The organism is Priestia sp. TGN 0903 (genome assembly GCF_050846855.1).
Taxonomy (GTDB): Bacteria; Bacillota; Bacilli; order Bacillales; family Bacillaceae_H; genus Priestia; species Priestia zanthoxyli.
The window spans coordinates 673,786-695,498 of the sequence record NZ_JBOZGL010000003.1; the positions used below are offsets into that span (position 1 = coordinate 673,786).

Consider the following 21,713-nt stretch of genomic DNA (forward strand, 5'->3'; position numbering starts at 1 on the left):
ACAATTTTTTATGTTAGATCATGTGTAACTTGTAATAATATAAAGGCTATTATATTTGGTTTATTTACAACAACTTAATTATATAAATGGTTTTATAGAAGGACAAATTACAAACAAAATTAAGGCACACACATACAAGAGGGAGCTTTGTCTATGGGAACAGTTAAAAAAAATACTGTTGACTATACACTTTGGAATAATACTTTGTGCGAATACTTTTTTTCTGAAGATAATCGAAATAGAACCATGTATCTTCATGTAAATGATGATCTAATTATAGAGTTAGGTGAGAAGTTACGATTAAAGAAAGAAAATAGTCTAAAATCTTTTTGTGAAAGCGTTATCAGTTATTCCGGAAATGATATAAATAGAATTTTTGAGATTGCTTATATATATGGGAGAAGGTGGTTTAGCCAAGGTATGATAGGTTTTCCACCATTTTTATCAGTTTTAGCAGTAACGGTACTTGCAGCTAGTAAGATGAATACAGATTTAGAAGAAGGAATTCATGGTAATAATTATTATCGGCGTTTACGAGATCTTATACAATTAGAAGGAAGCGGTAAGCCAAGAGGCTTTGAGAAATGTAATGAACTTTGGGAGATGCTTGTAAAATGGCAAAAAAAATTCAAGGGTAAATATGGTTATTTTAATATATTTAAATTTGGAACAGAGTATATTGGATATGCAAGATCTCAATGTTTAATTAGAGATAACGAAAGAGAGTTACTCTACGACTTTTTTTATTGGGCAGGCTTAAAACCAATGGATTCTATAACCGCTAAGCATCTTGAAGAACAACTAGAAATGTACTTATATAATAAAAGTAACCGTTTATCCAGATTCTTTTTTAGTAATGAATTGAAAGTTAAGGAATCATTAATAAATCTCCTACTCTTTGAGTTAGAAAAATGGGACGGAACAGTTGAGCCACTTCATAACAAGACACTGGGAGGATCTTGGGAGCACCGAGTAAGGTCATACAACCTTTTTCTGAAGGTAGATGTTGAAGGAACGCTACAAAGGAAAGTGAATTTGAGTTTATTTGGAATTATAGAACACCTCAATAAGGGTGACATTAACTACACAACTTTAGATGGATGTGAAGTTTTAGAAGGAGCTATTAAACGTAACGTTAGTTTTACAAATATTAGTAGTGATTTTAATTTTGAGTCCGAAAATCTCGGGATACGAGCTAGGTTCAAAGCAATGGGTACATATATATTGCGGAATGGTTTGGATAAAGGGATTAATGGATGGATAGAGAGGGATGACATACAGTTAAGTCAAAACCATCTCATTCTTACAAGAAACTCTAAAAGTATAGAGAAATGGTTAAAATTAAATCATTATAAATTTAAGGAAGTTAAATTTACTAATCAGCCAAACACTTGGTTTTTCTACGTATTCAATCCTGAAGAAAAAATCCCGATAAATGTGAATATGATAGGCAGAGAATTTAATGTTATAAAAGAAAAGGATAAAATCATATTTAACGACGGACTAAAGATCCAAAATGATGAATGGTTGTTTGAATATCCCCCTAATTTAATTGTGCAATCTAAAAGGGGAAGTACTATTTTTCTAAATGGGAGTCCATTGTTGTCTACTTTGGAGAACACAATTAGCTTAGATCTTAGAGAATTATATATTAAAAAACCTACAATTTATGAATTTGAAGTCAATACTACGAAGAGTAAATGTCTACTTAGAAACGATTATAAAAACAGACTATCATTTGATTATTTTACTCCAGAAAAATATATGGGTAAAAACAGAAACCCAAATATTATGGGCACGTATATATATGAAAATTTAGAGCAATATCCTCCTTTAATTGAGTATAAAGGAAGAGAAAGAGCTAATTTGTCATCGGATGGAAAAATATTTGATGTTCCTTTGAATAAATTGATCGAGGCACCCCCTTTCAAATCTGGAAGAGGCTATAAAAAGCTCGACCTTGATTTAGTAGGCTATGCTCAGGGATTGGAAAGAAAGATAGATATCTTATTTGAATACCTATCTATTAGACAGATGGGAAATTGGAAGGTGTTCTTAGAAGCTGTAAAATTAATATTTGGTGAAGATAACTATCATCTGACCGCTTATAAAATTAGAAAAAATTTGACTTCATTAGGGTTAGTTGAATTTGGGAGAAATCCTTTTAGTAAAAGCTACAATTGGAAGGTCGTACCTCCATCTGCTGCCATTATTCCTTGTGAAACTCCAATGGTTTATCTAACTGGAGGTAGGACGAGAACGTTTTTAGGTGATATTAAGAATCAAGTACCTGTAAATACAGAGATGCTTATGTCCATTCCTAAGAGCAATTTTGAACCCCTATCTATAATTTTCATAGATAAAATTAATAATAATATGGATCGTTTAGGGGAGTTTTTAGATTCAATTAATATAAGGTTTAATATTGATGAGGATTACTTTGCTCATGATCTACTTAAATGTTTGCCCAGTTTGTCAGGGATGGTTCACTCTCTAGAGACCAGAGAAAGACAGAAATTTAACAAAGAATGGAAAGTATCTTCTTGGGATCTGAGGTTTCATAGATGGATCAATGGAGAAATAGGTAAAATAAATAAGTATGAAAATCTGTTTGGTCAAGAGAGATGTTTTCTCTTAGTGAATTCTACACAAGAGATAGAGATAGATAAGGAATTAGGAAAGCTTTATTATGCTTCCAAATATAAACCAGCGTTAAGCATATTTAAATATAGCAATTATATACTTGAGGTTAGAAAAGAGTATCACTTACCTGATCTCTATGAAAGAGTTCTTGCATCTTGTATAGGACAGTGTCCAGTTATTGAGAGAGGCTATAGAATATATAGAAATGTACCATATGATATCGCGTTGATCGTTTCTGTAAGACTGGGGTTTAACCTTAACTATTTGAAGAGAGGTAGAATAAATGAATGATGTTTATAAGATATTTAATAGTTTGTTAGATACGTTTATTAAATACATGGATAGTCCCTTTGCACTCGGTCATAAGAAATTAACTGAAGAAAGGGAAGAGTTATTGAGAAAAACAGGAAATATATATCAATTTCCTTATATTGAAGCACTGCCATCTTATATTTCATCAAATTATAATGTTACTCAGATGTGTGAAGAAATAGATTGGGACAGCGATTTTGGTCAATTTGCTGGAAAAGGTTTATTTCATCCTGATCATAAATTACATTTACACCAATACGAAGCTTTTACGCAAGTTTTAAAGCAAAAAAAGAATGTGGTGGTTACTTCTGGAACGGGATCGGGAAAAACAGAAAGTTTTCTTTTACCTTTAATTGCATCTATTTTAGAGGAAGCTAAAAAATGGAATGACTCTGAAAAAGTATCAGATATCAATGTATGGGACACGTCTAATCAATGGCATAGTAAGCGTGAAGGTGAAAAGAGGACAGCGGCGGTAAGAGGGTTAATATTATATCCATTAAATGCGTTGGTTGAAGATCAATTGGTACGCTTAAGAAAAGCATTGGACAGTGATTCTGCCCGAGACTGGCTAAAAGAAAATAGAGGAGGCAACCAAATTTATTTTGGTAGGTATACAGGGAAAACTCCGGTTGCAGGCCATCCAAATGGTAATAAAGTGAAGAAGATGAAGGAATTTATTCGAGATTGCTATAAGAAGCAGGAGGGACTTAAAGAGTACTTTGGAGATTTAATAACTTCTTTGGATGATAATCTTTCTTTTGAAGTCAAAAGAAAGATTACACTAGAATTACAAGACGAGCTAGGTTTGGATTATCTTAACAATGAACCATGGGATAATGAAAAACTACAAGCAATTAAAGAACAATTACAAATAAGGTTAGGAGAAAAATTAGCTTTTATATCGCAAACTAATGGTGCAGAACTTATATCAAGATGGGATATGCAAGAATATCCCCCAGACATATTAATTACTAACTTCAGTATGCTTAATATAATACTTACCAGAAGCATTGAACAAAATATATTTGAGAAAACAAAAGATTGGTTACAAGAAGATTCATCAAATGTCTTCTATCTTGTATTGGATGAGCTTCATACATATCGTGGAACAGCAGGAACTGAAGTATCCTATGTAATTAAATCTCTCTTAAACCGCTTGGGACTTACTCCAGATAGTCCTCAACTTAGAATATTAGCTACATCTGCTTCATTAGATGAAACTGGAAAACAGTTTCTAGAGGACTTTTTCGGAGTTCCTATTGACAAGTTTGAAATTATAAATGGAGAACGCCAATCAGAAAGCATCTACCCTGAGGAAATTCATTTTAACTCTCTTAAAAGAGAATTTGCAGAATACTATGTAAAAAGTAAAGAAGACTTTACTGAAGCTGCAAAAATGCTGTGTGAATCGTTTAGAAAACCGTTTTCTTCAGAGTCTTTGGAAGAATCTTTGTATAATCTTTTATATGAAACAGGAGCAATGCACGCATTTATTAAATATACTAAAAAGCCGGTTTCGATACTAGAGTTGAGCAAACGCATGTTTGGAACAGTAGAAAATATTGAAACAGTAGCAGGTTTACTACATGCAATTATTAATTCACGTAAAAATGATCAAGTGGTTGTACCTATCCGTGCACATCTTTTCTTTAGGAACTTTCAAGGGCTCTGGGCTTGTACAAATAAGAGCTGTACCGAGGTTGATCCAAGGTTTCAGTTTAAGGATCGTACTGTGGGGAAACTCTATTCGCAACCAAAAATACAATGTAATTGCGGTTCTAAAGTGCTAGATCTTTATTATTGTCAGAATTGTGGAGATTTATTTTTAGGTGGGTACAAGTCTGTGAATCAAGATGGACTCAAGCATAGTTATCATCTAAGTGCAGAATATGATGATTTAGAGAAACTACCAGACAAGTTGCCGCCTGTAAAAAAATATGGACATTATGCTTTGTTCTGGCCATCTTTAAATATTGATGAGGATATTAAAAAGAAGTGGAAGAGGAAGTTGGATTATCCGGATCAAGACAAAAAACTAACATTTGAATGGATAAAAGGAACATATGATCATAAGCTAGGGAAGCTTACTGTTGATAATTTTGAGAACTCAAATGCTTATGTATATATGGTTACAGGAGATGAAGAACGGAAAAATAGGATGCCTGCATTTCCAATTCGTTGCCCTCATTGTGCAGATGATTGGGAGATAAGTGGTAGGTTTGTAAAAGATGAACCATTAGAAAGTATAAAACGAACTCGTTCACCTATTAGAGGACAACGCACTGGCTTTGATACGATTGCCCAAATTATGCTTGATGCATTAATGAGGGAACTACCTGAGAATGAAAAACCAAAAGCTGTACTATTTTCGGATAGTAGACAAGATGCAGCAAAACTCTCAGCTAAAATTGAAATGAACCATTATTATCATTTACTTCGTCATATTGTAGTAAAAGCTTTAAATGGGAAAAACCATTCTATTCGTATATTTTTAAAGAAGTTAAGGAATGAACTGCTTAGTCCTCAGGAAGAAGAAATTGCAGAATTATTTTGGAATGAGGAATACGATAAAGCTATGTTGTTAGACTCATATCTTTCTAATAGTAGGTTGCCTCCACATAAGCTGGAAGAAGCAGCAAAAATCATAGATAATATTAACAGACCTGTACGTTTAGGAGATCTATGGTGGGATATTGAGAAGGCATTTATAAAGTTAGGGATGAATTCTGCTGGTCCAGAAAAAGGGGTTATGCTTGAGAAAAATACACATTGGAAGGATCTCTACGATTGGTCTAACCTTGAAAATCCAACCCGTATAGAGCTTAATCCTAATAATGAAAATGAAAAAGTTCTACGTAGCAAAATAGAGGAGATGCTGAGGGAAAATGTAATTGTCAATGTTTTATTCTCACAGAGGAAAAGAGATTTAGAATCTTTATCTATAGCTAGGTTGACTATAGATATTGATAAAGACTTCAAAGATTATTTGGGGATTAGTGGGAAAGAATGGAGACAGCTTGTTGACAGTTCAATAAGGATACTAGGTGGAATGAGAAGATATGAGGAAAATGAACGGAGAAGCCATCAAGCTGATCCACCAGCTAAACTAAAGGATTATTGGAAGGCTGTAGCGAGGTCTTATACTATAAATGAAATAGACTTTGTTAATTATGCCAATGAAATATTCAACAATTTTAAGAGTATTAATGGATATAAGATCCAGTCAGATAACATATATCTAATCCCTGCTGACAGCTATATATATACTTGCGTAAAGTGTAACAGACACCATTTACATCCATCCTGTAATGTATGCACAGACTGCTATGCAAGACTTGAACAGAAACAAATAACTGAATTGGAAATTAATGATTACTACAGGTTCCTATCACAAGAGCCAAGTGCGTATAGAAGATTTCACTCAGAGGAAATGACAGGTCAAACTGATGCGAACGATGCATCTAAAAGACAACAACTTTTTCAGGGGATATTTGATGAAACTGATGTACCACTTGTAGATGAAATTGATATCCTTAGTGTAACAACAACTATGGAAGCCGGCGTAGATATAGGTTCACTGAAAATTGTAGCTATGTCAAACATGCCCCCCCAACGCTTTAACTATCAGCAACGTGTAGGTCGATGTGGGCGACGTGGATCTCCTTTGTCCGTAAGTTTAACATTATGTAGAGGCAGAAGTCATGACGATTGGTATTTCCATAACCTTGACAAGATGACAGGCGACCCTTCACCACAACCATACATTGATTTGAAGTCAAGTAAGATATTTAAACGTGTGGTTCTAAAAGAGATGCTTTTTTATGCTTTCCGAGATACAGAATTGGCTTTAGAAACTAGTGGTGGAGAGAGCGTTCATGGTGAGTTTGGGCTAAAACGTGACTGGGAAAATATAAAAGATAGGGTTGATCATTACTTTAAGTCTGAAAAAGGTGTCTTAAGGTTGGAAGATACAATTAAAACTTTGGCTTTCAACTCACACTTGATAGCTAAGGAAGTTATAGAAATAAGACAAAGTTTCTTTAACAGAAAAATTATTGAGCAGATCTCAGATATTGCTAAGGATTCTAAATATTCTTCAAATGCACTAAGCGAGAACTTAGCAACGGCAGGACTTTTACCTATGTTCGGGTTTCCAACAAGAACTCGAAAATTCCATCATGGGGAGAAAAAGTATGGTATGAGGGCTGCAAAGTTAGATATTGCTACAGTTGATAGGGATTTAGAAATAGCTATTAGTGAGTATTCTCCTGGATCTGAGATTATTAAAGATAAGGTAAAACATAAAGCTGTTGGAATAGCTCATTATTGGGTTCAAGGAAATGATATTATTCCTGAAGAAAATCCGCTAGGAAAAATTAAGACAATTGCTTTCTGCAAGAATTGTCATATTCTTTATGATAATGAAGAACAATTTCCATCACATTGTCCTTCATGTAAGAGTCAGCTTAATGATGGGAACGGAGGCTCATTTGCTACTTTACCAATTGCTGAACCACAGGGATTTCGAAGTGATTGGATAGAAAGAGATTATAGAGAAGACTTTGAATGGTCTTCTAGAAGCTCTATTCCACGTTTAGCAGACAGTATTAAGGACAGTCTAGAGGAGGCTACTGTAAATAATACTAAATACAAAGTCCAAGAAGGAAATGTATACTCATTAAACGATAATAACAGTGAATTATTTACTTTTGTGAAAGCAAAAAATAACTTTGAGGGCTGGATTGAGAAAAAGTACACAAATTTAGATGATTATAAGCCTGCGTTAACTGATAAAGAGGTAACTGTAGCTCTTGCTTCAATCAAGAATACTGAGGTACTTGTTTTAGAACCAAGTCATGTGAGTGAATATGTTAATTTAAATCCAATGTATTTAGGCGTACGTGCTGGTTTAATTTCTTTTGGTTACTTAATAAGAAGAGTTGCAGCTACTCTAATGGACATTGATGCACAAGAAATTCAAGTGGGTATTAGGTCAAAAGTAAATAAGGGGAATACAATAGGCCAGGTTTTTATAGCTGATCAACTTATAAACGGGGCAGGTTATGTAAAATATTTAGGACGTGCAAGTATCTTGCAGAATATAGTGAACGACATGGGAAATGACTTGTCTTTTATGCCAAATTTAAAAACACATGATTGTGATTCATCTTGCTATACATGTCTTAGAGGGTATGAGAACATGGCGTTTCACGGTTTGTTAGATTGGAGACTTGCATTAGATGTTGCTGGTATATTAAATGACTCATCTTTTATCCCTGAATTAGATAACAAATGGAAAGACTTGATTGTTAGAGCGTTAAGTACTTTAACATCAAATTATGCTGGTGAGGGATTAAAAGCAATGTGGCATGAAGGTATTCCTATTATCGAGATGTCAAATAATACTTGTGTTATATTGAGACATCCATTGTGGGCTAAAGAAGATAATGGTTTATTATTGCCAAGAATGAAGCGGGCTGTGGAGAAATATAGTATGGAAAACTATACTGTGCTAACAGACTATGATATTTTTGATCTAATACGCAGACCAAGCTGGTTAATTCAAGATATAGCTAATAAAATAAATGACACTGATCCATTTAATTTGTTGATTTAAAAGATAATTGGCACTATTATTATAGCTCTCTTAGCTATAAATGCTTTAACTGTAATTTATCTTGATGTTATATTTCTGAAGGCGAATAAGGAGAAAAATTAGACATTTGTAATTTTGAGATATGGAATAAAAAAAGAAAAGTCATGAATATCTTTAAAATAAAAACAACCTTAATTCCTTAGTGAATTAAGGTTGTTTTTATTTTAAAGAAGAGCAAGCAGAATATATTCATTAGATGGTTTATTTATCTCTTTTCTGTTCAATTTTCTTTTCTTTTTTAACCGATTGGTATAGGCCATTTCACAACTAAATCTTTTCCGTCCAGGAAGTACAGAACAGAAACATTGTCGCTTATGAGTAACTTCAAAGAGATGCCACAGTTTTCGCAAATTCGTATTTCAGCATTGCTGTATATAGATAGTGTTAAAAAGAAATAAGCTGCTTCAAATAAATCTTTGAAGATAGAAAAGAGAGGGGTGAACCTCTGACCGCTACGCTGCCAACGTGGATATCTTGTTATATAAAATTTTAAATACTTCCATTAAACACTTCCAATAGAAACAAGAAATTAATCTAAAGTACAATCATATTAATTCCAGTTTTTTTCAATAAAATGAAATACAGGCCGTAAGTTAGTTTTATTAGCAATTGAAATAAGAGCGGGAACCACAGAAGGGTCTGTTTTAGAGAAATTAGGGATCCGGGGATTTAATCTAAAAAACTGATCGCCTAGAAGCTCAGAACTGACCATTGATTCATAGTAGCTTGATCCACCGGAGATAATCTGAAGAAACGGCAGCAACGGTTCATTAGGCGATCGGTCTAAAAGTACTCCCCAATTCGGCGGCAGATCCTCCATATCGTCAGGACGTATGTTATCCGCACTTACCATTCCCCATCCTTTCGTATCTCTTCTTAATTGAGTTGGCTGCTCACCTGTTCCAATGGATAATACAGAAATTTGATCCAACGGCTGTTTTGCTTTCCCTACTGCAAACGCGATACTAGCTGTACTGGTGTTAGTTGCTACTGTATACCCATCCACGTAGTTTTGATAAGCTCTTTGCGTTGCGGGAGCAGCGCTGCTCCTAAGTATTACGTCACTCGCTTTTTCATTAAGATAAGGAGAACCAGGAAAGTTATGAAATAACACAGGATTCCAACGGTTCAGCTCCGGTGAAAATAAGTGAAAGGATGGCACAACAATTCGTTTCTTTAAGTCTCTAAGGCGAAGGTCTCGGGGGAAAAACGTTCGTATGGCTTTAATAAAACCAGAATAGGGTAGTTGTTGGTTAAAAACAGGTCCGCCCGGTCGGGAAACGCTGAACGCCGGTAAGATGTGATCTTTGAAAAACTGAAATGTCTCCTCTGGTGATCTTCCGCTTGCTAGTGAAAGAGCAGTGAATGAACCGATCGAATTTCCTGAAAAAACGTTGGTTTCACTAATTAACTTGGGATTTTGATAAGCCAATCTATTCAAAAGCTGTAAACTTAAAGCACCTAAAGTACCGCCTCCATCAAAGGTCATAATCCGATATTTTGTCAAAGGTGATTTCTCCTTTCGAATCCCATCAGAGGTATCATTCTGTATATGTTTATTTGATGTGTTGCAGAGGTATGAGTATCTCTTTTACCGCTCCTTTAGAAGCCAGGTTATGTAGATGAACATTCTTAGGAATAAATAAAGACTCCAACGAACCAAACCATGGGCTAAATCTTAGCCGATGGTTTTATTTGAGTAGATGTTGTTAATAGGGAACATTTCCTTGCTCAATTACAAAAATAAGAACAAGAAAGAGTACGAAAATGGAAATGAAGCTGAAAATATTATACTCATAACATTTCGTTCCTTCTTTTAATCTTTTCGCTCCCTTTATAAGTGCAGGCCAAATCTAAAATAGCCCTTTTAAAGAAATTAAAGGAAATATAGTGCCCGTTTATACAACATTTTATTGTAAGATAGATTAGTTGCATATGAATCGAATATTAGTAGGTTCACACTAACTTACCTATTATTAGTGTAAGGAATCAAGAAAGAGTGAGGGAAAGATCAAAATGTCTAAGACAAGGTATAAGAACCAAAAAGCATCCAATGAAGCAATTGCAAAAGCTTATATAGAGAACGATTATACAAATAGTCAGAATAAGCTGTTGCTAGTATCAAAAGCTAATTACGGGAAAAAAAGTTCAAATGTATGTTACTCGTCAGTAGACGATAAAGGCATGAATTTTTATGAATTTAACAACAACGCTGAACGAAATTTAATGTTAATTGAGCAGTATGAATGGGCTGATTTCTCTAGTGTTACAATTGACCATAGCGTTACAAAATCAGTATTTACATTTGTAGGTCATGGTGAAAATAGGGATATCACAATAGAAGGAAAAGGAAAGGAAGTAGAGCAAGTTATTCGTAACCACTCTTCTATGGAAGTTAACGTAGTAAAAAGACCTGTCTGGACTAAGGTATTAGGATATCGTTCACAGACAAGTTGGAAAATGTTTGTGGCTTCGACTGTTTATACATTAATTCTTTTATTTATTTTAAATGCTTTGTTACCAGCATCTACTCATAATTTTATTACGGGACTATCTTTATTCCTTTTCCTTCTAAGCATCATAGGTTTCCTTGTTGGATTAATAAAGCCAAAATGGGTATTGCCTAAATTTAAAGTCAAAACAAGAAAACGTGTATTATTTTCTTATCTATATTTAATTCTTAGTTGTTTATTTATTGTTGGAATCTTTAGTGATGAAGAATCAACATCTACTCCTGCTTCAACTCAAATAAGTTCTTCGCAAAACAGCGTCACTGTTGCATCTAAAAAAGATGGTGCTGATAGCAGCAAGCAAAAAGTTGAAAAGAATGATAGTGATAAAGCAGTAAAAGAAGAGAAAAAACAAAAAGCTGAAGAGCAAGCAGCAAAAGAAGAAGCAAAACAAAAAGCTGAGGAGCAAGCGGCAAAAGAAGAGGCAGAAAGAAAAGCTCAAGAGCAAGCAGCAAAAGAAGAAGCAAAACAAAAAGCTGAGGAGCAAGCGGCAAAAGAAAAGGCAGAACAAAAAGCTCAGGAGCAAGCGGCAAAAGAAGAGGCAGAAAGAAAAGCTCAAGAGCAAGCAGCAAAAGAAGAGGCAGAAAGAAAAGCTCAAGAGCAAGCGGCAAAAGAAGAAGCGGAACGACAAGCTGAGGAGCAAGCGGCAAAACAAGAAGCAGAGCGTAAAGCTCAACAAGCAGCTAGTCAACAGGCTACAACTAGCAGTTCTACTAGCAGCAGTGGAAATTATAAGCCATTTGAAAATGATCCGAGTGATGATCAACAGTCTAATATGTCTTGTTCGGGACAAATCAAAGGTAACAAAAACTCGAAAATTTACCACGTACCTGGCGGAGCTTATTATGACAGAACTCAAGATAATATTGTTTGGTTCTGTTCAGAAGCGGATGCACAGGCAGCTGGGTATAGAAAATCCCAACGATAAAAAAATGTATGCAACCTTTAAAAGCTCTCCTATATGTTTCTTGGAGAGCTTTTTTCTTTGTGAGAGATTATTTAATGTAGGTATTAAAGGCACAGAACGAGTAAGTTTTAAAAGCAGAGAAGATATGAAAAAAGAATTCTTTGAATAAAACAACTTGGATAAGAAAGCTTAAAGTAGCGTTTTGTAAACGAGTCTGCAAATAAAGTTCCCTTGCTCATCTGATGCTGTCATATAATAGAATTAGCTATTATACTTACATTTATTAATACTTTTTCAAAAACGGTCTTAGCTCTAAGGTTTTAAATAGTTTTATAGATGGGAGTTAAAGCAAGCTTATGAACAGAGAAGAAGTACTACAAAAAATAAAGAACTTAAACATCTGGAAAAAAAGGGATCAAAGAGCTCCGCACAAACCATTGTTGATACTGTATGCCCTAGGTCAGCTGCAGGCCAAGCAGCAAATACACCTGCCGTATAGCGAGGTGAAAATCCCTTTAAAAGAGCTGCTTATGGAGTTTGGACCTTCTCGGAGTTCCTATCATCCCGAGCATCCTTTTGTTCGTTTGACAGGAGATGGAATATGGGAGCTAAGCGAAGCAGTGGATAAGCGTAGCTTTACAGATAAATATTTACTGAGTACAAATATAGTAGGCGGTTTTAGACAGGATGTTTATAACCTTTTTGATAATGATCCTACGCTTCTTCAAGACGCAGCACAATTTTTATTAAATGAGCATTTTCCAGATACAATTCATGAAGATATATTAAGAGCCGTAGGCTTGGATTTTGAAACACAGTTAAAGCGAAGAAGAGATCCAAAGTTTCGAGAGAAAATTCTGCAAGCTTACGGATATAGCTGCGCTGTTTGTGGGTTTAACGTTCGTCTTGGACATAATTTAGTTGGTGTAGAGGCCGCTCATATTAAGTGGCATCAAGCGGGAGGGCCAGATATTGAAAGTAACGGAATCGCGTTATGTTCAATGCATCATAAATTATTTGATCGAGGAGTTTTTACTTTTTCAGATCATAATGAGCTGTTAGTGGCAACTCAAGCGCACGGGACGAATGGATTTGAAGAATGGCTTATGAAGTTTCACGGGCAAAAGCTTAGAGATCCTATTCATCCGGCATATCAACCGAGCGAAGATTTTCTTGGGTGGCATGTTAGAGAAGTATTTAGGGGACCTGCTAGATATCAAGCAGGTGATATAAATTAATTTTTGTGAATGATAGATTGCTGCGTCTATAATTAGGAAGTGATTTACATATTGTAATGTCAGTTAAAATACGTTCAAGAAGATATAAACGGAGGAAGAAAGATGCTACGAAAAAGCGGTGCGAAACGAATACAGACTTGGTTTTACGATGAAGATCCAAATGGGATTAAAGTATCTGAGGTGCCGAATACAACGATACAGGCTGTATTCATTCCCAGAAATAGTTTGAAAGATTTAAAGGGTGAAAGCGAAGTAGAAAAGCCCGGCATTTATTTTTTATTTGGAGAAGATAAAGAGGCATATATTGGAGAGGCAGAAGTGGGATATGAACGTTTAAGACAGCATGCTAGTCCATCAACAGGTAAAAGTTTTTGGGATGTGGCCGTGTTAATTGTCTCTAATGCTTCTCAAGATCAATTAGATAAAGTTGATGTAAAATACTTAGAACATATTTCTTATCTAGCAGCCATGCGCTCTGGTACATATGATATTAATCAAACCGTTCCCACAAAACCGTTTGTGCGTGAATTTAGAAGAGACGACCTGACAGATATTTTTAATGTTATTAAAGTTTTACTTGGTGGGTTAGGCTTTTCAATTTTTGCGGATGCTTCAAATGGAATAGAATATGAAAGCGAAGCTGTACAGTCTGGTGACATACCAAAGATTGAAGCAGAGCAAGCGATAGAAGAGATTGTTCAAGTTGAGACACATTTGTCAAAAGATATAAAATCAGTAATAGTAGAGGACGTTCTATATTGTAAGCGCCGAGATGCGTATGCGACCGGGAAATATGTTAGCGATGAATTTCTTGTCTATAAAGGAGCTTTGCTTGCGAGCGAACAACAGCTAGAAGGAGCTAAACTTAAAAGGCAGCAAGACCATATTAATACTTTTCTAGAAAACGGTGTACTAGAAATAAAAGATGGTAGATACGTGCTGGTACAAGATCAAATTTTTTCTTCTATCTCAGCTGCGGCAGTGTTTGTGACACAGCGAAGAAGCAGTGGAACTTCTGAATGGAAAGATAAGAACGGGATAACAGCGCGTAATAAAATCGATCAAATGTTAAGTGCAGAAACAAAATAACTTAGATCTAAACCTTTGGATTTCAATAAGGATTTTAAAACATTGACATTCCCTTCCAAAGCGCATACAATAGCTACTAATAAAAGCACACAAATTCGTTGAAGAGAATCAGTACGCTGCAAGTTTGTTCCACAGAGAGCTGGTGATAGCTGAAAGCCGGTGTTCAAGCTGCAGGGGAATATCCTCTCTGAGAAGTCAAACTGAACGATAAGTAAGTTTGAACGGTAGTCTACCGTTAAAAAGAACGCGTATGATTGTACGTTGCTGAGTGCTATTGATGAACGGATCAATAGAAGCCAGGGTGGTACCGCGGTTAAAACCCGTCCCTAGTCATAGGGACGGGTTTCTTTGTGTGCTTTTAACTTTAAAAGGAGTGGTATCACATGAAAGAAGTGAATGTAAGGGAGTCTTCGCAAGAGCGCGAACAGCGTATCCAGCAGCAGTGGCAAAAGGGAAATGTGTTTCAGCAGTCGGTTCAAAATCGAGAAGGACATCCGTCGTTTGTATTTTATGAAGGGCCTCCAACAGCAAACGGTTTGCCTCACGTTGGGCACGCGCTAGGCCGGACGATTAAAGACGTGGTGGCTCGTTATAAAACGATGACGGGGCATCAAGTGATTCGAAAAGCAGGCTGGGATACGCACGGACTACCGGTAGAGCTCGGTGTCGAAAAGCAGCTCGGAATTTCAGGGAAGCATGACATTGAAAAATACGGCGTAGAAGCTTTTATCAACAAGTGTAAGGAAAGTGTGTTTGTGTATGAAAAGCAGTGGCGCACGTTCACGGAGCAGCTTGGCTATTGGGTTGATATGGAAGACCCTTACATCACCTTGGAGAATTCATACATTGAAAGCGTATGGAACGTGCTTGGCACGATTCATGATAAAGGACTTCTTTATAAAGGCCATCGCGTATCACCTTACTGCCCGAGCTGTCAAACGTCGCTGAGTTCGCATGAAGTGGCGCAAGGGTATAAAGATGTAAAAGATTTAACGGTAACGGTGAAATTTAAAGTGAAAAACCGCGATAATGAGTATTTTTTAGGCTGGACGACAACGCCTTGGACGCTTCCGTCAAACGTGGCGCTTGCGGTGCATGAAGAGATGAACTACGTTCGCGCTGAGCAAGGTGATAGCGTGTATATAGTGGCAGAAGCGCTCGCAGACAAAGTGTTAAAAGGAGAGTATACGGTTTTATCTCAACATAAAGGAAATGAGTTAAAAGGGATGTCGTATGAGCCGCCGTTTGATTTTGTGAACGTTAAAAAAGGGCATGAAGTCGTAACGGCTGATTACGTAACGGACCAAAGCGGAACGGGGGTTGTTCATTTAGCACCTGCTTACGGGGAAGATGATTATAGAGTTGTAAAAGAAAACGGCTTTTCATTTGTGAACGTGGTGGATGAAAAAGGGCAGTACACATCTGAAGTGCCGCCGTTTAAAGGGCGTTTTGTAAAAGACTGCGACGTTGATATCGTTCGTTATTTAGCAAATGAAGGCGTGCTGTATCATAAAGAAAAGCATGAGCACAGCTATCCGTTTTGCTGGCGATGCGACTCGCCGCTTCTTTATTACGCAAATGAAAGCTGGTTTATCCAAACGACGGCGTTGAAAGAACAGTTTTTGAAAAATAATGAAAGCGTGACGTGGTATCCGGATCATATCAAGCACGGCCGCTTTGGCAACTTTTTAGAAAATATGGTGGACTGGAACATCAGCAGAAAACGCTACTGGGGAACGCCGCTGAACGTATGGGAATGCGGAGAATGCCAGCATCAAGTAGCGCCAAAAAGCATCAAAGAGCTTCAGAAACATGCGTCTCATTCCGTGGATGACAGCATTGAACTGCATAAGCCTTATGTAGATGATGTGCAGCTGACGTGTCCGGTCTGCAGCGGAGAAATGAAGCGAACGCCGGAAGTGATTGACGTTTGGTTTGACAGCGGCTCGATGCCGTTTGCGCAGTATCACTATCCGTTTGAAAACAGCGAACTGTTTCAAAAGCAGTTTCCAGCAGACGTTATCGCAGAAGGAATTGATCAAACGCGCGGCTGGTTTTACAGCTTGATGGCAGTTTCAACGCTGTTTACAGGAAAAGCACCGTATAAGCGCGTTCTGTCTCTTGGCCACGTCTTAGATGAAAACGGTCAAAAGATGTCTAAAAGTAAAGGAAATGCGCTGGACCCTGTTGATCTTATTCATACATTTGGTGCCGATGCGCTTAGATGGGCGCTTTTAGCAGACAGTGCACCTTGGAACCCGAAGAAATTTTCAGAGCGGGTCGTGCAAGAAGCGAAATCAAAAGTGATTGATACGCTTGTGAACGTGTACGGCTTTTACGTTCTGTACGCCAAGCTTGACGGCTATGACCCTGAGCAAACGTATGAATTGAAAAAAACAAAATTGGATGAATGGATTCTTTCGCGTTTGCACAGCACGGTTAAGCGAGCAACAGCACATCTTGAAGATTACGGATTTACAAGCGCCGCTCGTGAAATCGCAGCATTTATTGAAGAGCTAAGCAACTGGTATGTACGACGTTCCCGCGATCGTTTTTGGTCAGAAGGGATGGACGGAGAAAAAGCAGCGGCTTACGATACGCTTCATAAAGTGTTAGTCACGCTTAGTCAGCTGTTAGCACCGTTTACTCCTTTCGTTGCGGATGACGTTCATGAAAATCTCACAGGGAAAAGCGTTCATTTAGCAGACTATCCTGTGTATGATCAAACCAAAGTGAATGAAAATCTGGAAAAAGAAATGGCAGCGGTACTGCAAGTAGTTGAACTAGGTCGAAGCATCCGAAATACGCATTCGTTAAAAGTAAAGCAGCCTCTGCAAAGTCTTTCGCTTGTGGTAACGGAAGAAGATGTAGAGTGGGAAGCATACCATGATGTCATCAAAGATGAGCTTAATGTAAAGAACTTTAACGTGGAGCAAGACGACGCCAAGCTTGTTTCGTACGTGTTAAAACTTGATTTTAAACAGGCTGGACCAAAGTTCGGGAAACAAGTTAATGAGGTCAACCAAGCGCTGAAAAACCTTTCAGAAGAGCAAGGAAAAGAGTTTGTTGAACGAGGCAAGCTGAGTGTTACGCTTGCTTCAGGAGAAAATCTAACGCTTGAAACGGCAGACGTACTCGTTGAAAAAGTGCCAAAAGAAGGTTTTGCGGTTGCATCAAACGGCACGTATACTGCGATGTTGGATACGGCTTTAACTGAAGAACTCGTGCAGGAAGGAGTCGCTCGTGAAGTAATTCGAGCGGTTCAAGACTATCGCAAAAAGCTGGATTTACCCGTGAATTTACGTATCGATTTGGAGCTTAGCGGAGACGAAGAAGTGAAGGAAGCCGTTGCGAAGTTTGAAACGCTGCTTCAAGAAAATCTTCTGCTGCACAGTCTCAGTGTGAAAGAAGCCATCAAAAACGGAGAGACGGTAAAAGTCGGAACAAAGCAAGTTGTGCTTCGTGTTTTAAATCAGAGCTGATAAAGAGAGGCAAAGATAAGTTGAAGTAATGTACGAACGGTTTATTTGTTAACCGTTCGTTTTTTCTGTTTTTATAGTGAATGTAGCTGCTTCTAGCTGTGGATTGGAGGGCAAGACGAAGACTCCTGCGAGAAAAGCAGAACAGGTGAGGCCCCGCAGAAGCGAAAGCGACGAGGAAGCTCACCGCCCGCCCGCGGAAAGCGAGGTCTTGCACGGAAATCAACAGCGGGGTAACAAGTGATTCATACTAATCATTCACCCGATTTGTTCATCTTTAGGTGAGATGAATTTCGGTATTTCTAAATCTCTCTTTTTACCTTTGATCAAACTGTTCGAGAACATTTTTAAGACTCGGCCAAACGATTTCAAAAGGAGCAGCTAACACATACTCTTTTCCGTTTTCATCTTTAAAGTGCTGTACAAAACGGTATTTTCCTACCTTGTAGTTAGGAGTTGCGATATCTAGTTTGAGTGATTTCCCTGGCTTTAGCGTGACGGTTTTATCAGGAAACTCTAATCCGTTTAGCACAACTTCGTACCACTTGCCGTCTTTTAAGTGATCCGCCGTATTTTCATAAGGAATTGTTAAGGTATGCGTCGAATTGTTTTGGATAACAAAAAAGCCAAACTGCGTTTTATCGTATTTTTCGCTTGCAGCAGATAGCTTAATAGTTCCCCCGTTAGTGTTAATGGAAGAAGGAATGTTTTTTTCTTGTTTGGCTCCTAGTTCCATTTTTTGACCGTTATAATCGATATAGCCAAAGATACAAAACAAAATAATAAAAATGCCTAGTATTAGTAAAAGTGTTCGTACTATTTTCAAGAGCTTTGCACCACCTTTGTATTACTCTTCCATTATACGGAAATTCATCTATGAGAAATAGTATGAATTTACCTTTTATCTATAACCTTTTTGAAAGGAAGGATAGAAATGAGACAAATTATAGCCATGGGAGGCGGAGGTTTTTCGATGGAACCGGATAACTTGCTGCTGGATCAATACATACTTTCACAAGCTCATACAGATGTGCCGAAAATCTGTTTTATCCCTACAGCCAGCGGAGATGCGGATAATTATATAGAAAGGTTTTATGAAGCGTTTGAGAAGTTGGTATGCAAACCGTCTCATTTATCGCTGTTTTCACCAAACTTTATAGATTTAAAAGCATATGTGCTGCAGCACGACATTTTGTATGTAGGCGGCGGTAATACAAGGAATATGCTTTCTTTATGGAAAGAATGGGGACTTGATACAATTTTAAAAGAAGCTTATAAAAAAGGAACAATCTTAGCAGGAATAAGCGCAGGTTCGATTTGCTGGTTTGAAGAAGGCGTCACTGATTCAATGAACGACAACCTGTCTAAAATAGACTGTTTAGGGTTTTTAACGGGCAGCAACTGTCCTCACTACGACGGAGAAAGCAATCGAAGACCTTCGTATCATGAGTTAATGGCAAGCGGTGAAATGAAAGAAGGCTATGCTGTAGATGACGGAGTTGCCCTGCATTTTAAAGATGAGAAGCTATCCGCGTCAGTTAGCTCAAGGGCAACAGCAAAAGCGTATGCTGTTAATCAAAAAGAGAAGGAAGTAATTGAACGTGAGCTTCCGATGACCTATTTAGGTAATCGCAAGCAATAAATTGCCGCTTTCGATGTTTCTCTGCATAAAATCGAGCTTATTCGTACATACATAAGCAGAGATTCTATATAGGAGGGTGCTTCAGTGAGTTATAAACAATACTGGGGAAACATACATGAACAAAGCGATAAGCTGCAGGAGTTATTATCGGCGTATTGGCATCAGTATTCAGATTTTGGAAACTGGCAGTTTTGGGTGGTGCTTGCTTCGCTCGTTCTTCCTCTTGTGTTGTTGTATTTTACCGTAGATCGGACGAGGATCTTTGAGGTGTTTTTCTTCGGTTATACAGTTCACGTGCTTTGGGCATATACAGATACTGCACTTGGAAGAACCGGTTATTTAACACACACGTTTTTCTTAACGCCGCAGCTTCCAAACGCAACAAATATTACCGCTTCTATTTTGCCAGTAGGCTTTCTGCTGCTTTATCAATATTGTACGAATCACCAAAAGAATTTTTATCTGTATACGATTCTGCTGAGCGCTGTTTTTTCATTTGGACTGGCGCCTCTTGAACACCATTTTAAATTTATTGATTCAGGAAAAGGAATGAGCTTGTTCTATATTTTTCTGATTGATATAGGGATAACGTTAGTAGCGTATTGGTTTACAAGGCTGCTTGTAAAAGCAAAAGCCGCAGCCTATCGTAAAGCGGAAAAAGAACGTTGAAAAAATGTTTGAAGATTATTAGTTAGGGGTATACATATATTTAAGATAAATTGAGGTGAAAAAATTGTATTACTACCGCATTTCAGAAGGACAAAATGAAACGTACTCTGAGACAATTGTTATTCATGAAGAACAGTTTGATCAAGCTACATTTGAAAAAATGGTGAAAGAAGCGATGGTCGATAAGCCTGGCAAAATTGATCAAGTGGACATTGTGAAATATTTAATTGGACATTATCATTTCCAAGTTGCATATATTGAAGCAGCCTTTCATAGTACATATACAGATTAATAACGTTATGTATTCGTTAAAAAACCCCGTTGCACTGGCAACGGGGTTTTTTGTCTCTACCAATATCGATAGTGATAGGGATTTTGAGGAGAGTAATAAGAATTTTGAGGCGGAGGATACGTATAAGGAGGAGTCTCGTGGTGAGGGGGTCCGGCTTGTTTTTTCTTTTTATAGTGTTCTTTTTCTCCACATTCGTCCGTTGGCCCAATTACGATGGTTTGATTTTTTAACGGAGCCAGCGTTTTCTTTAGCTGCTCCGGATCTAAGCAGTACGTGTGAGCAAGGACTTCAATAGGCGTTTTATTTAAAATATCAGATCCAAAAATGTATTCCGGATAAGGAGCGTCAAAAATGGCAAGTAAATGCGTATTGTCTTCAGACGCAATTTCCCAGTGCCACCAGCCTTGAGGGATATTAGCTACTTGACCGGGAGTAATCGGAATATTTGTCACTTCATTGTTAAACGGATTGATTAATGAAACGACGGCTGAGCCTGAAATGCAGTAGACTAGCTCAGCGGCATTTTGGTGATAGTGCGGTTCGACTACGCGGCTTTTGCTTAAGTAAATATCAAGTAATGATACGTTTCCTAATGTGTTGAGCACATCCCGGCCTAATCGGTTAATGTAATTTTGATCGTTTCGCGTATTAAGTCTGTTTTTATTCACATCAGAAAAGTATTGTACGTTTGGATTATTGTAATCCATATAGGGCGTTGACAAGGGTCTCCAGCTCCTATCCTTGAATTTTTTATGATGCTGTATCGTATGTGAAGAGTTTTATTTCGTGACAGAAGCCTAGGAGGATCTGTAGGTAAGGCCTATTTTTGATAACGTGTACAAACATTTGTCCACTGATTTTCATACACTGTAACAGGTTCTTTTTTACAGAGCCATGATCAATGTCAGACGCATACGACAGATCATTTTAAGGAAAGTGAGTTGCAGAGCTGTTGCTTGATCAATATGAAAAGATAACTAGTACGTATGAAAAGCTGGATGAACTTCAGCTGCCGTTTGATAAGCCCGTTTTAGTAGGAATCGAGTGGAACGGAGTGCTGTTTGAGTTTTTAATCAGGTTAAAAAAAGAGTCTTCTCATTTGCTTGTGTTTGGCTCAGGAGGAGGGGCAAGTCAGGAAATGCCTGCAGGCCCTCCATATTTTCAGCGCCATTCGTGGATGAATGAATTCCAAGATTGTGCGACACGTTTCTAACTTAAAAGGTTAGACATCGAATTTTATTCGATAGAACTATTCACATGAAGAATCAAATGA

13 protein-coding genes and 1 other annotated feature are annotated in these 21,713 nt (G+C 37.3%); of the genes, 10 read left to right on the top strand and 3 right to left on the bottom strand.

The window, feature by feature from the left end:
* Positions 1 to 153: 153 nt before the first annotated feature.
* Together ACRPLY_RS14425 and ACRPLY_RS14430 are read left to right on the top strand one after the other, a co-directional pair.
* Positions 154 to 2,934, top strand: coding sequence for a hypothetical protein (locus ACRPLY_RS14425; protein ID WP_432231911.1), 2,781 nt, complete (start codon positions 154 to 156; stop codon positions 2,932 to 2,934).
* Positions 2,927 to 8,575, top strand: a complete 5,649-nt coding sequence (locus ACRPLY_RS14430; RefSeq protein ID WP_432231912.1) for a DEAD/DEAH box helicase — start codon at positions 2,927 to 2,929, stop codon at positions 8,573 to 8,575. The genes ACRPLY_RS14425 and ACRPLY_RS14430 overlap by 8 nt, the downstream gene beginning before the upstream one ends.
* A 589-nt stretch (positions 8,576 to 9,164) precedes the next feature.
* Here the strand turns inward: ACRPLY_RS14430 and ACRPLY_RS14435 are convergent.
* Positions 9,165 to 10,121 (bottom strand): patatin-like phospholipase family protein, encoded by a 957-nt coding sequence (locus ACRPLY_RS14435; RefSeq protein WP_432231913.1) that lies wholly within the window; start codon positions 10,119 to 10,121, stop codon positions 9,165 to 9,167.
* A 509-nt stretch (positions 10,122 to 10,630) separates the two neighbouring features.
* Between ACRPLY_RS14435 and ACRPLY_RS14440 the strand changes: the two genes are divergently transcribed.
* From ACRPLY_RS14440 to ileS, 4 genes are all read left to right on the top strand, one after another.
* A complete protein-coding gene (locus tag ACRPLY_RS14440) occupies positions 10,631 to 12,052 on the top strand; it encodes a calcium-binding protein (RefSeq protein ID WP_432231914.1) in 1,422 nt (473 codons plus the stop codon).
* A 335-nt stretch (positions 12,053 to 12,387) separates the two neighbouring features.
* Positions 12,388 to 13,269: a phosphorothioated DNA-binding restriction endonuclease gene (locus tag ACRPLY_RS14445; protein ID WP_432231915.1), complete on the top strand. Its 882-nt coding sequence runs from the start codon at positions 12,388 to 12,390 to the stop codon at positions 13,267 to 13,269.
* 102 nt (positions 13,270 to 13,371) lie between these two features.
* A complete protein-coding gene (locus tag ACRPLY_RS14450; protein ID WP_432231916.1) occupies positions 13,372 to 14,358 on the top strand; it encodes a GIY-YIG nuclease family protein in 987 nt (328 codons plus the stop codon).
* 89 nt (positions 14,359 to 14,447) lie between these two features.
* Positions 14,448 to 14,689 (top strand) — a binding site (T-box leader).
* A 52-nt stretch (positions 14,690 to 14,741) separates the two neighbouring features.
* Positions 14,742 to 17,840 (top strand): isoleucine--tRNA ligase, encoded by a 3,099-nt coding sequence (gene ileS / locus ACRPLY_RS14455; RefSeq protein ID WP_432231917.1) that lies wholly within the window; start codon positions 14,742 to 14,744, stop codon positions 17,838 to 17,840.
* A gap of 313 nt (positions 17,841 to 18,153) precedes the next feature.
* Here the strand turns inward: ileS and ACRPLY_RS14460 are convergent, their stop codons facing one another.
* Positions 18,154 to 18,663 (bottom strand): immunoglobulin-like domain-containing protein, encoded by a 510-nt coding sequence (locus tag ACRPLY_RS14460; RefSeq protein WP_432231918.1) that lies wholly within the window; start codon positions 18,661 to 18,663, stop codon positions 18,154 to 18,156.
* Between the two features lie 108 nt (positions 18,664 to 18,771).
* On the opposite strand from ACRPLY_RS14460, the gene ACRPLY_RS14465 reads away from it, so the two are divergent.
* The 3 genes from ACRPLY_RS14465 (at position 18,772) to ACRPLY_RS14475 (ending at position 20,440) form a co-directional block, all read left to right on the top strand.
* A complete protein-coding gene (locus ACRPLY_RS14465; RefSeq protein WP_432231919.1) occupies positions 18,772 to 19,479 on the top strand; it encodes a Type 1 glutamine amidotransferase-like domain-containing protein in 708 nt (235 codons plus the stop codon).
* 84 nt (positions 19,480 to 19,563) lie between these two features.
* Positions 19,564 to 20,148, top strand: coding sequence for a hypothetical protein (locus ACRPLY_RS14470; RefSeq protein ID WP_432231920.1), 585 nt, complete (start codon positions 19,564 to 19,566; stop codon positions 20,146 to 20,148).
* 55 nt (positions 20,149 to 20,203) lie between these two features.
* Positions 20,204 to 20,440, top strand: a complete 237-nt coding sequence (locus tag ACRPLY_RS14475; protein WP_328141870.1) for a hypothetical protein — start codon at positions 20,204 to 20,206, stop codon at positions 20,438 to 20,440.
* A gap of 56 nt (positions 20,441 to 20,496) precedes the next feature.
* Here the strand turns inward: ACRPLY_RS14475 and ACRPLY_RS14480 are convergent, their stop codons facing one another.
* A complete protein-coding gene (locus tag ACRPLY_RS14480) occupies positions 20,497 to 21,162 on the bottom strand; it encodes a cupin domain-containing protein (RefSeq protein WP_116740393.1) in 666 nt (221 codons plus the stop codon).
* A gap of 230 nt (positions 21,163 to 21,392) precedes the next feature.
* Between ACRPLY_RS14480 and ACRPLY_RS14485 the strand changes: the two genes are divergently transcribed.
* Positions 21,393 to 21,653, top strand: coding sequence for a hypothetical protein (locus ACRPLY_RS14485; protein WP_432231921.1), 261 nt, complete (start codon positions 21,393 to 21,395; stop codon positions 21,651 to 21,653).
* Positions 21,654 to 21,713 lie beyond the last annotated feature (60 nt).